The organism is Arthrobacter sp. alpha11c, assembly GCF_054149985.1.
This window is the reverse complement of the sequence record NZ_CP196747.1, coordinates 4,983,784-4,996,615: the sequence shown is the minus strand read 5'-3', so window position 1 is coordinate 4,996,615 and position 12,832 is coordinate 4,983,784. Positions and strand designations below refer to the sequence as shown.

Sequence of the window (12,832 nt, the reverse complement as noted above, 5' to 3'; positions counted from 1 at the left end):
GAAGCTCCTACGGTGAAGCCGGGCGCAAGGCCTGCACGGCATTAATCCAATCGATAGATTAATGATAGCAAAGAAGAACCCCACCACGTAAGCGATGGGGTTCTTCTTTAGCTCGCTACCGACGATGTCGGAAGTTTGCGGATCTACAAGTAGAAACTACTTGATGATCTTGGTAACACGTCCCGAACCAACGGTGCGGCCGCCTTCGCGGATAGCGAAGCCGAGGCCCTCTTCCATAGCGATCGGCTGGATGAGCTCAACGGTCATCTCAGTGTTGTCGCCAGGCATAACCATTTCCGTGCCTTCCGGCAGGGTGATAACGCCGGTTACGTCCGTGGTACGGAAGTAGAACTGCGGGCGGTAGTTCGAGTAGAACGGGTTGTGACGTCCGCCTTCGTCCTTGGAAAGGATGTAGACGTTGGCCTCGAAGTCGGTGTGCGGGGTGATGGAACCCGGCTTGACGACAACCTGGCCACGCTCGACGTCGTCGCGCTTGAGACCGCGGAGCAGGAGGCCACAGTTCTCGCCGGCCCATGCTTCGTCGAGCTGCTTGTGGAACATCTCGATACCGGTAACCGTGGTCTTCTGGATCGGGCGGATGCCAACGATCTCGACCTCGGAGTTGATGGCGAGGGTTCCACGCTCGGCGCGGCCCGTAACAACGGTGCCACGACCGGTGATGGTGAAGACGTCTTCGATCGGCATCAGGAACGGCTTGTCGCGGTCACGTACGGGGTCCGGAACGGACTCGTCGACAGCTGCCATCAGGTCCTGGACGGACTTGACCCAAACCGGGTCGCCTTCCAGAGCCTTCAGACCGGAAACGCGAACAACCGGAGCTTCATCGCCATCGAAGCCCTGCGAGCTCAGGAGCTCACGAACTTCCATTTCGACGAGGTCGAGGAGTTCTTCGTCATCAACCATGTCCGACTTGTTCAGTGCGACCAGCAGGTAGGGAACACCAACCTGGCGGGCGAGCAGAACGTGCTCACGGGTCTGGGCCATCGGACCATCGGTTGCGGCAACCACGAGGATTGCGCCGTCCATCTGGGCAGCACCGGTGATCATGTTCTTGATGTAGTCAGCGTGACCGGGGGCGTCAACGTGTGCGTAGTGACGCTTCTCGGTCTGGTACTCCACGTGGGAGATGTTGATGGTAATACCGCGCTGGCGCTCTTCCGGAGCAGAGTCGATGGACGCGAAGTCGCGCTGCTCGTTGATGTCCGGGTACTGGTCGTACAGCACCTTGGAAATGGCGGCAGTCAGCGTCGTCTTACCGTGGTCAACGTGACCAATGGTGCCGATGTTGACGTGCGGCTTAGTCCGCTCGAACTTTGCCTTTGCCACAGGTTCCTCCTAGAACGATTTCAAGTGAAGTGCTCCTCGGCCGCGCTTTTCGCGGCAGAAACTTTAGCAAGTCTACTTGGGGGCTTGGTTTTGGTGAAATTGCAGATTCAGGAACCAATACTAGTTCCTAGAGCCTGTTCGCGCAGGGGGCCGGGCCGCGACTTTCGCCGCAGCCCCGCCACTCACGCTGAGATGCCTTCCCGGAACCGGAATTGCATCCGTTACCGGGAGATTACTCGCCGCGGGTTTTCTGGATGATCTCGTCGGCGACAGCCTTCGGGACCTCCGCGTAGCTGTTGAACGTCATGGAGTACACGGCACGACCCTGCGTCTTGGAACGGAGGTCGCCAATGTAACCGAACATGCCGGACAGCGGAACGTGTGCACGGATAACCTTCACACCTGCTGCGTCCTCCATGGACTGCATCTGGCCACGGCGGGCGTTCAGGTCACCAATAACATCACCCATGTATTCCTCAGGTGTGCGGACCTCAACATCCATCAGCGGTTCGAGCAGAACAGGGTTCGCCTTGCGTGCAGCTTCCTTGAAAGCCATACGGCCGGCGATCTTGAACGCCATTTCCGAGGAGTCAACATCGTGGGACGCGCCATCGATCAGCGTGGCCTTGATGCCAACAACCGGGTAGCCGGCCAGGACGCCGTCGTTCAGTGCATCCTGGATACCAGCGTCAACGGACGGGATGTATTCGCGCGGAACGCGGCCACCGGTGACCTTGTTCTCGAACTCGTACAGCTCGCCGGAAGAGGTGTCCATCGGCTCGATCGCGATCTGGATCTTTGCGAACTGACCCGAACCACCGGTCTGCTTCTTGTGCGTGTAGTCGTGACGCTCTACAGCGCGCTTGATGGTTTCGCGGTAAGCAACCTGCGGCTTGCCAACGTTTGCCTCAACCTTGAATTCGCGGCGCATGCGGTCCACCAGGATGTCCAGGTGGAGCTCGCCCATGCCGGCGATGATGGTCTGGCCAGTGTCTTCGTTGAGGGAGACCTGGAAGGTCGGGTCCTCAGCGGAGAGCTTCTGGATGGCCGTGGAGAGCTTCTCCTGGTCACCCTTGGTGTTGGGCTCGATGGCAACCGAGATCACGGGCTCCGGGAAGCTCATGGACTCGAGGACGATCTGGTTGTTGGCGTCACACAGGGTGTCACCCGTGGTGGTGTCCTTCAGACCGATGGCTGCGTAAATGTGGCCGGCAGTAGCGCCCTCAACGGGCATTTCCTTGTTGGCGTGCATCTGGAACAGCTTGCCGATACGTTCCTTCTTGCCCTTGGTGGAGTTAACCACCTGGGCGCCGGCCTCAACGTGACCGGAGTACACGCGGATGAAGGTCAGCTGACCGAAGAACGGGTGCGCAGCAATCTTGAAGGCGAGGGCCGAGAACGGCTCGTCAGCAGAGGGCTTGCGGGTGAGTTCCTTCTCTTCGTCGCGGGGATCGTGACCGATCATCGGCGGGACGTCGAGCGGGTTCGGCAGGAAGTCGACAACAGCGTCAAGCATGGGCTGTACGCCGCGGTTCTTGAAGGCAGAACCACAGAACACCGGGTAGAGCTCGGAGTTGATGGTCATCTTGCGGATGCCGGCCTTCAGTTCCTCGAGGGTGAGTTCTTCACCTTCGAGGTACTTCTCCATGAGCTCTTCGGAAGCCTCGGCCACAGTCTCTACGAGCTGTGCACGGTACTCTTCAGCCTTGGCCTGGAGGTCCGCCGGAATTGCCTGCACTTCGTAGGAAGCGCCCATGGTGACGTCACCCTTTGCGTCGCCAGGCCAAACCAGGGCACGCATTTCGAGGAGGTCAACAACACCGATGAAGTCGTTCTCAGCGCCGATGGGCAGCTGCATGACCAGCGGCTTGGCACCGAGGCGGGAAATGATGGTGTCTACGGTGAAGTAGAAGTCAGCGCCCAGCTTGTCCATCTTGTTGACGAAGCAGATACGCGGAACGTTGTACTTGTCAGCCTGGCGCCAAACAGTCTCGGACTGCGGCTCCACGCCTTCCTTGCCGTCGAACACTGCAACTGCACCGTCGAGGACGCGCAGGGAGCGCTCAACCTCGACCGTGAAGTCAACGTGGCCCGGGGTGTCGATGATGTTGATCTGGTTCTTGTCCCAGAAGCAAGTCACGGCGGCAGACGTGATGGTGATGCCGCGTTCCTTTTCCTGTTCCATCCAGTCGGTCGTCGAGGCGCCGTCGTGCGTCTCGCCGATCTTGTGGTTCACACCCGTGTAGAACAGGATGCGCTCGGTAGTGGTGGTCTTGCCGGCATCGATGTGGGCCATGATGCCGATATTGCGGACCTTGTTAAGGTCGGTAAGCACGTCCTGTGCCACGGGGTCTCCCTTTCGGATGGACTACACGTTCGCCGCCGGCTCGGTTGAGCCGACGGCGCCCGGGAGGATTTACCAGCGGTAGTGTGCGAAGGCCTTGTTGGACTCGGCCATCTTGTGGGTGTCTTCGCGACGCTTGACAGCGGCACCGAGACCGTTCGAGGCATCCAGGATTTCGTTCTGGAGGCGCTCGGTCATGGTCTTCTCGCGGCGGGCCTTGGAGTAGCCCACGAGCCAACGCAGGGCGAGGGCGGTGGAGCGACCCGGCTTGACCTCAACCGGAACCTGGTAGGTGGCGCCACCAACACGGCGTGAACGCACCTCGAGGGAAGGCTTGACGTTGTCCATGGCCTTCTTGAGGGCAGCAACGGGGTCGCCGCCGGACTTGGCACGTGCACCTTCGAGGGCACCGTAAACGATGCGCTCTGCGGTGGACTTCTTGCCGTCAACCAGAACCTTGTTGATCAGCTGAGTGACCAACGGGGAGCCGTAAACGGGATCGGAAACTAGCGGCCGCTTCGGGGCCGGACCCTTGCGAGGCATATTACTTCTTCTCCATCTTTGCGCCGTAACGGCTGCGGGCCTGCTTGCGGTTCTTGACACCCTGGGTGTCGAGTGCGCCGCGGACGATCTTGTAGCGGACACCCGGAAGGTCCTTCACACGACCACCACGGACGAGCACGATGGAGTGCTCCTGGAGGTTGTGGCCAACGCCGGGGATGTAAGCGGTAACTTCAACGCCACCGTTGAGGCGCACACGTGCCACCTTACGAAGAGCCGAGTTCGGCTTCTTGGGGGTGGTGGTGTAAACGCGGGTGCAAACACCGCGGCGCATCGGGCTGCCCTTCAGCGCGGGAGCCTTGGTCTTGGAGACCTTAGGCGTGCGGCCCTTGCGGACCAGCTGGTTAATCGTAGGCACTTTCGTGTTCTCCGTTGTTTGATCTCTGCCCCCACACACAGGCGCCAGCCAGTGTAAACGTGGGAACTTTGGCGTTGCTCATGCGGCCGGCCGAAACATCCGGTAGGCGTGCAAAAGTGCGGCATTCGTTGCGCATGTTGCCCGCAACCCGGAAACAGGCTCCACCCAGCACCATGAGAACAAAACCAAAATGATGCTGCGGCGGCCTTCATCCACTGCCACACAGAACAATTACCAAAATTCTAGCACGGCTTGATCTGAGGCCTTAATCGGGTGTATGGCGTTCCATTTAACGGGACGGGCCCCGCACTCAAGAGTGCGGGGCCCGTCCTTCAGCCATTAACTACTGCTGGTTTCAGCGGAAGTCGTTGCCGAGATCGTAGTCATCCAGCGGGATGGCGTGGAACTCGGGAGCACCGTCGCCGCCAAGGGCGTCATAGGAGAAATCGGTGAAAGCACTGGGGCCCGTGAACAGGCTTGCCTTTGCTTCCTCGGTCGGCTCAACCGTGACCTCCGTGTAACGGGGCAGGCCCGTTCCGGCCGGGATGAGCTTACCGATGATGACGTTCTCCTTGAGGCCGAGCAGAGGATCGCTCTTGCCTTCCATGGCCGCCTGCGTCAGGACGCGGGTGGTCTCCTGGAAGGAAGCGGCCGACAGCCACGACTCGGTTGCCAGGGACGCCTTGGTGATACCCATGAGTTCCGGACGACCCGAAGCCGGGGACTTGCCCTCGGACACGACGCGGCGGTTCTCGTCTTCGAAGCGGGAGCGCTCTGCAAGCTCACCAGGGAGCAGGTCGGAGTCGCCGGATTCGATGACGGTCACGCGGCGCAGCATCTGGCGGACGATAACCTCGACGTGCTTGTCGTGGATACCAATACCCTGGCTGCGGTAAACGCCCTGGACCTCGTCCACAAGGAACTTCTGTGCGGCACGGGGACCCATGATGCGCAGAACCTGCTTCGGGTCCACCGGACCGTTGATCAGCTTCTGGCCGACGCTGACGTGCTCGCCATCCTCAATGAGGAGACGGGAACGGCGCAGCACCGGGTAGGCAATCTCTTCGGAACCATCGTCCGGAGTGATGACCAGGCGCATCTGGCGCTCGGACTCTTCGATGGTGATACGGCCGGCTGCTTCAGCAATCGGTGCAACACCCTTCGGAGTACGGGCTTCGAAGAGCTCCTGGATACGGGGCAGACCCTGGGTGATGTCGTCGCCACCACCAGCAGAAACGGCACCACCGGTGTGGAACGTACGCATGGTCAGCTGGGTACCGGGCTCACCGATGGACTGTGCGGCGATGATGCCCACGGCCTCTCCGATGTCCACGGTCTTGCCCGTTGCCAGCGAACGGCCGTAGCAGAGTGCACAGGTGCCGACCTTGGACTCACAGGTGAGTACGGAGCGGACCTTGACTTCAGTGATACCTGCAGCCAGCAGCTGGTCGATAACGACGTCGCCGCAGTCGGTTCCGCCGGCAGCCAGGACGTTGCCCTGGGCATCGACGACGTCGACAGCCAGCGTACGTGCGTAGGCGCTGTTCTCGACGTTCTCGTCCAGGACGAGCTCACCGTTGGAATCCGGCACGGCGATCGGCGTAAGCAGACCGCGTTCGGTACCGCAGTCCTCTTCGCGGACGATGACGTCCTGCGAAACGTCCACCAGACGACGGGTCAGGTAACCCGAGTTGGCGGTACGGAGAGCGGTATCGGCCAGACCCTTACGGGCACCGTGGGTGGCGATGAAGTATTCCAACACCGACAGGCCCTCGCGGTAGGAGGACTTGATCGGGCGAGGGATGATCTCACCCTTCGGGTTGGCCACAAGACCACGGATACCCGCGATCTGGCGAACCTGCATCCAGTTACCACGTGCACCGGAGGACACCATGCGGTTGATGGTGTTCATCGGGGACAGGCTGTCACGCATCGCCTGGGCGATCTCGTTAGTGGCCTTGTTCCAGATCTCGATCAGTTCCTGGCGACGCTCGTCGTCGTCGATCAGGCCCTTGTCGTACTGGCCCTGGATCTTGGCAGCCATGTTCTCGTAACCAGCCAGGATGGCGGGCTTGGAGGTTGGCACCTCGATGTCGGAGATAGCCACGGTGACGCCCGAGCGGGTTGCCCAGTAGAAACCGGCATCCTTCAGGTTGTCCAGCGTGGCGGCCGTGACAACCTTCGGGTAGCGCTCGGCGAGGTCGTTGACGATCCGGGACAGTTCGCCCTTGTCGGCAACAGCCTCAACCCACGGGTAATCCTCAGGCAGCGTCTGGTTGAAGATGACCTGGCCCAGGGAGGTCTGGACGAGAGCAGTCTGACCCGGCTCCCAACCTTCCGGAGCTTCCCAACCGGCGTAAGGCACGAAGTTGTCCAGACGGATCTTGACCTGGGAGTTCAGGTGCAGATCACGGGCGTCGTACGCCATGATGGCTTCCGAAACCGAGGAGAAGATGCGGCCTTCGCCGGCAGAGCCGACGCGCTTGGTGGTCAGGTGGTACAGGCCGATGATCATATCCTGCGAAGGCAGGGTAACCGGACGGCCATCGGACGGCTTCAGGATGTTGTTCGAGGACAGCATCAGGATGCGGGCTTCGGCCTGGGCTTCCGGGCTCAGCGGCAGGTGCACTGCCATCTGGTCGCCGTCGAAGTCAGCGTTGAAGGCGCCACAAACCAGCGGGTGAAGCTGGATTGCCTTGCCTTCAACAAGCTGCGGTTCGAAGGCCTGGATGCCGAGGCGGTGAAGCGTAGGTGCACGGTTGAGCAGCACCGGGTGTTCGGTGATGATCTCTTCCAGCACGTCCCAAACCTGCGGACGGTAACGCTCGACCATGCGCTTTGCGGACTTGATGTTCTGTGCGTGGTTGAGGTCAACCAGGCGCTTCATCACGAACGGCTTGAAGAGCTCCAAGGCCATCTGCTTGGGCAGACCACACTGGTGCAGCTTCAGCTGCGGGCCAACGACGATGACCGAACGGCCGGAGTAGTCAACACGCTTGCCGAGGAGGTTCTGGCGGAAACGACCCTGCTTGCCCTTGAGCATGTCGCTCAGGGACTTCAGGGGACGGTTGCCCGGACCCGTAACGGGGCGGCCACGACGACCGTTGTCGAAGAGGCTGTCAACAGCTTCCTGAAGCATGCGCTTCTCGTTGTTGACGATGATCTCCGGAGCACCGAGGTCAAGCAGTCGCTTGAGTCGGTTGTTGCGGTTGATCACGCGGCGGTAGAGGTCGTTGAGGTCCGAGGTCGCGAAGCGGCCACCGTCCAACTGGACCATCGGGCGCAGTTCCGGCGGGATCACCGGGACGGCGTCCAGAACCATGCCGAGCGGGCTGTTGTTGGTGGTCAGGAATGCATTGACAACCTTCAGGCGCTTCAGGGCACGCGTCTTGCGCTGGCCCTTGCCGTTCTGGATGGTGTCGCGCAGGGACTCGGCCTCAGCCTGCATGTCAAAGGTCTCAAGACGCTTCTTGATCGCCTCGGCACCCATGGAGCCTTCGAAGTACATGCCGTAGCGGTCACGCAGTTCGCGGTACAGGCCCTCGTCGCCCTCAAGGTCAGCAACCTTGAGGTTCTTGAAGCGGTCCCAGACCTGCTCAAGGCGCTCGATATCGGCGTCGGCACGCTTGCGGACGTTCGCCATCTGGCGGTCTGCGGAGTCGCGGGCCTTCTTCTTGTCGGCAGCCTTGGCGCCTTCACCTTCAAGACGGGCAAGCTCGTCTTCAAGGTCGCGGGCGATCGTGGCGATGTCGCTGTCGCGGTTGTCCACGAGCTGCTTCTTCTCGAGGTCGTGCTCGACCTGGAGGTTCGGCAGTTCAGCGTGGCGGTTTTCCGTGTCAACGCTGGTGATCATGTAGGCAGCGAAGTAGATGACCTTCTCAAGGTCCTTCGGAGCCAGGTCCAAGAGGTAGCCCAAGCGCGAGGGAACGCCCTTGAAGTACCAGATGTGGGTTACGGGCGCAGCCAGTTCGATGTGGCCCATGCGCTCACGACGCACCTTGGCGCGGGTGACTTCAACGCCACAACGCTCACAGATGATGCCCTTGAAGCGGACGCGCTTGTACTTGCCGCAGTAGCATTCCCAGTCGCGGGAAGGACCGAAGATCTTCTCGCAGAAAAGACCGTCCTTCTCAGGCTTGAGGGTGCGGTAGTTGATGGTTTCCGGCTTCTTGACCTCACCGTAAGACCAGCCACGGATGTCTTCCGCGGTGGCGAGGCCGATCTGCATGAGGCCGAAGGAGGATTCGCTGGACATATGGTCCCTGTTCTCTCTTGTTCTCTAAATTCTGAAGTCTTGGTTACGGGAAGAGGGAGCTGTTCCGGTGGACAGTGACGTACTGCTGTCCACCGGAACGGCTACTAAACCTCTTCTACGGAACTGGGCTCTGCACGAGACAGATCGATGCCCAGTTCTTCCGCAGCCGTGAAGACTGCGTCATCAGAGTCACGCATTTCGATCGTGGTTCCATCCGTGGAAAGAACTTCCACGTTCAGGCACAACGACTGCATTTCCTTGATCAAGACCTTGAAGGACTCGGGAACGCCAGGCTCAGGGATGTTCTCGCCCTTGACGATGGCTTCGTAGACCTTCACACGACCGTGGATATCATCCGACTTGATCGTCAACAGTTCCTGAAGGGTGTAAGCGGCGCCATAAGCTTCGAGCGCCCACACTTCCATTTCACCGAAGCGCTGGCCACCGAACTGCGCCTTACCACCCAGCGGCTGCTGCGTGATCATGGAGTACGGGCCGGTGGAACGCGCGTGTATCTTGTCGTCCACCAGGTGGTGGAGCTTCAGGATGTACATGTAACCGACGGAGATCGGGTCCGGGAACGGCTCGCCGGAGCGGCCGTCGAACAGACGGGTCTTGCCGGAGGAATCGATCAGGCGGTCGCCGTCGCGGGTCACGTTGGTGGAGTCAAGCAGGCCCGTGATTTCTTCTTCGCGGGCGCCATCGAACACCGGGGTGGCAACGGTGGTCTGGCCGGTTTCACGGGGCAGGTTGGGCAGGTTCTTGACCCACTCCGGCTCGCCTTCGATCTTCCAACCGGTCTTGGCAACCCAACCGAGGTGGGTTTCCAGGACCTGGCCAACGTTCATACGACCCGGAACACCAAGCGGGTTCAGGACGATGTCCACCGGGGTACCGTCTGCAAGGAAGGGCATGTCCTCGATCGGAAGGATCTTGGAGATAACACCCTTGTTGCCGTGACGGCCGGCGAGCTTGTCGCCGTCGGTGATCTTGCGCTTGGCTGCAACGTAGACGCGTACCAGCTGGTTCACGCCCGGGGGCAGTTCGTCGTCGTTGTCGCGGTCGAAGACGCGGACGCCGATGACCGTACCGGACTCGCCGTGGGGAACCTTCAGGGAGGTGTCGCGGACTTCGCGGGACTTCTCACCGAAGATAGCGCGGAGAAGACGCTCTTCCGGAGTCAGTTCGGTTTCACCCTTGGGTGTGACCTTCCCGACCAGGATGTCTCCGGCTTCAACCTCGGCACCAATGTGGATGATGCCGCGCTCGTCCAGGCCTGCAAGGACTTCCTCGGACACGTTGGGGATATCACGGGTGATTTCCTCGGCACCAAGCTTGGTGTCGCGGGCATCGATCTCGTGCTCCTCGATGTGGATGGAGGAAAGAACGTCCTCAGCAACAATGCGCTGGGACAGGATGATGGCGTCCTCGAAGTTGTGGCCTTCCCATGACATGAATGCCACGAGCAGGTTCTTACCGAGGGCGAGTTCACCCTGGTCCGTTGCAGGACCGTCGGCGATGATGCCGCCGACTTCCAGGCGCTGGCCTTCGTTGACCAGGACACGGTGGTTGTAGCAGTTGCCCTGGTTGGAACGGGCGAACTTGTTGATGCGGTAGTTGGTCTCCGTGCCGTCGTCGTTGATCATGACAACGAGCTCAGCGGAAACCTCGGTGACCACACCTGCCTTCTTCGCGATGACAACGTCACCGGCGTCGACTGCTGCTGCGCGCTCCATGCCGGTACCCACGAAAGGAGCCTCGGAACGGACCAGCGGCACAGCCTGGCGCTGCATGTTGGCACCCATGAGTGCACGGTTGGCATCGTCATGCTCGAGGAACGGGATCAGGGCGGTTGCCACGGACACCATCTGGCGCGGGGAAACGTCCATGAACTGAACTTCTCCGGCGGGAACCAGGACAGGCTCGCCTCCACCACCACGGGCACGGACAAGGACGGTCTCTTCCGAGAACTTCTTGTCAGCGTCCAGCGGAGCGTTGGCCTGTGCGATCAGGACTTCAGCTTCGTCGTCGGCAGTGAGGTACTGGACCTCATCCGAAACGACACCCTCGGAAACGAGGCGGTAAGGCGTCTCGATGAAGCCGAACGGGTTGATGCGGCCGTAGGAAGCCAGCGAACCGATCAGACCAATGTTCGGGCCTTCAGGAGTTTCGATGGGGCACATACGTCCGTAGTGGGACGGGTGAACGTCTCGAACTTCCATGCCTGCGCGGTCACGGGAAAGACCACCCGGGCCAAGAGCCGACAGGCGGCGCTTGTGGGTCAGACCCGAAAGCGGGTTGTTCTGGTCCATGAACTGCGACAGCTGGGAGGTTCCGAAGAACTCCTTGATGGCAGCGACAACCGGACGGATGTTGATCAGCGTCTGCGGCGTGATGGCCTCGACGTCCTGCGTGGTCATGCGTTCGCGAACAACACGCTCCATGCGGGAAAGACCGGTGCGGACCTGGTTCTCGATCAATTCGCCAACGGCGCGGATGCGACGGTTGCCGAAGTGGTCGATGTCATCGATCTCGACGCGGAGCTCGTGGTCTTCGCCATCGCGCTTGCCCATGAGGGTCTTCTCGCCGGCGTGCAGCGCAACGAGGAACTTGATCATGGCGACGATGTCTTCGACGTGCAGGACCGAAGCTTCCTTGTCACCAAGGGAGCGGTCGATGCCGAGCTTGCGGTTGATCTTGTAACGGCCAACCTTGGCGAGGTCATAACGCTTGGCATTGAAGTACAGGTTGTCCAGCAGGGACTGGGCAGCCTCGACGGTGGGCGGCTCGCCCGGACGCAGCTTGCGGTAGATGTCCAGAAGCGCGTCTTCGCGGGTTTCGGTGGCGTCCTTCTCCAGCGTTGCACGCATGGAGTCGTACTGGCCGAACTCTTCCAGGATCTGGCCTTCGGTCCAGCCGAGAGCCTTCAGCAGAACGGTGACCGACTGCTTGCGCTTGCGGTCGAGGCGAACGCCGACCTGGTCGCGCTTGTCGATTTCAAGTTCGAACCATGCACCGCGGGACGGGATGATCTTCGCAGTGAAGATGTCCTTGTCACTGGTCTTGTCCGCGGTGCGCTCGAAGTAGGCGCCCGGCGAACGGACCAGCTGGGAGACAACGACACGCTCGGTGCCGTTGACGACGAACGTTCCCTTTTCAGTCATGAGAGGGAAGTCGCCCATGAACACGGTCTGCTGCTTGATTTCGCCCGTGTTGTTGTTCATGAACTCGGCCTTGACATACAGCGGTGCCGAGTAAGTGGCGTCACGGTCTTTGCATTCGGCCATGGTGTACTTCGGATCAGCGAACTCCGGCTCGGAGAAGCTCAGGGACATAGTGCCCTGGAAGTCCTCGATGGGGGAGATCTCTTCGAAGATGTCGGCAAGTCCGGAGGTGGTGGCGACGCTGAGGTCGCCCTCCTCGACAGCCTTCGCTACCCGCGCCTGCCAGCGTTCGTTTCCGACGAGCCAGTCAAAGCTGTCCGTCTGCAGGGCGAGAAGATTCGGAACATCAAGGGGTTCGTGAATCTTTGCGAATGAGAGGCGGCGAGTGGCACCATCGGTGCTTGCCGTGTTAGCGGTTTCGTTATTAGAGGTGCTCGAGGCGACCAAGAGGGATCCTTCCACAGACCTTCAGGCGTTTTCAGATCTCCCCCGTTTGCATGATGCAGAGTGCTCCGCAGCATACTTATTCCGGTTCCGCTATATGACCCGGACCCAGTCTGCACACATGCCGGTGCACGTTGTGAACGGCACGTCAATGTTGCAGCTGAGAGGTAAAGCCCACCGCTATATGAAGGCTGAAGGTTAACAGGGAAGACGCAAATATCTACGATACGGCAAAGTAGCCTTCCTGTCTACCCCAGATTGTCCGTGAATGCAAGCACTGTTGCTGCAGGCACCTATGCAGAGGCACGGACCCGCGTGGCGGACCAGGTTCGCACGGCGCAACAGCTCCCCTGTGAAAT

The 12,832-nt window shown here is 60.5% G+C and carries 6 protein-coding genes; all 6 read right to left on the bottom strand.

What is annotated here, in order from left to right; translation table 11 throughout:
- Positions 1-156: 156 nt before the first annotated feature.
- The 6 genes from tuf to rpoB all read right to left on the bottom strand — a co-directional run bounded on the left by tuf (position 157) and on the right by rpoB (position 12,476).
- A complete protein-coding gene (gene tuf / locus ACTAQJ_RS23270) occupies positions 157-1,347 on the bottom strand; it encodes an elongation factor Tu (protein ID WP_223933983.1) in 1,191 nt (396 codons plus the stop codon).
- A gap of 232 nt (positions 1,348-1,579) precedes the next feature.
- Positions 1,580-3,694: an elongation factor G gene (gene fusA / locus ACTAQJ_RS23265; RefSeq protein WP_431115948.1), complete on the bottom strand. Its 2,115-nt coding sequence runs from the start codon at positions 3,692-3,694 to the stop codon at positions 1,580-1,582.
- Positions 3,695-3,763: 69 nt separating this feature from the next.
- The gene (rpsG, locus tag ACTAQJ_RS23260; RefSeq protein ID WP_003803829.1) at positions 3,764-4,234 is read right to left on the bottom strand and encodes a 30S ribosomal protein S7; all 471 of its coding nucleotides are present in this window, start codon (positions 4,232-4,234) and stop codon (positions 3,764-3,766) included.
- Position 4,235: 1 nt separating this feature from the next.
- Positions 4,236-4,610 carry a 30S ribosomal protein S12 gene (gene rpsL, locus ACTAQJ_RS23255; protein WP_009358312.1) on the bottom strand — a complete coding sequence of 125 codons (375 nt, stop codon included), beginning with the start codon at positions 4,608-4,610 and terminating at the stop codon, positions 4,236-4,238.
- Between the two features lie 355 nt (positions 4,611-4,965).
- Positions 4,966-8,865, bottom strand: a complete 3,900-nt coding sequence (locus tag ACTAQJ_RS23250; protein WP_431115949.1) for a DNA-directed RNA polymerase subunit beta' — start codon at positions 8,863-8,865, stop codon at positions 4,966-4,968.
- A gap of 104 nt (positions 8,866-8,969) precedes the next feature.
- A complete protein-coding gene (gene rpoB / locus ACTAQJ_RS23245) occupies positions 8,970-12,476 on the bottom strand; it encodes a DNA-directed RNA polymerase subunit beta (protein ID WP_400278053.1) in 3,507 nt (1,168 codons plus the stop codon).
- Positions 12,477-12,832 lie beyond the last annotated feature (356 nt).

Coding starts and splice junctions, on each gene's coding strand:
- rpsG (WP_003803829.1), bottom strand. CDS start 4,234: ATGCCTCGCAAGGGTCCGGCCCCGAAGCGGCCGCTAGTTTCCGATCCC.
- ACTAQJ_RS23250 (WP_431115949.1), bottom strand. CDS start 8,865: ATGTCCAGCGAATCCTCCTTCGGCCTCATGCAGATCGGCCTCGCCACC.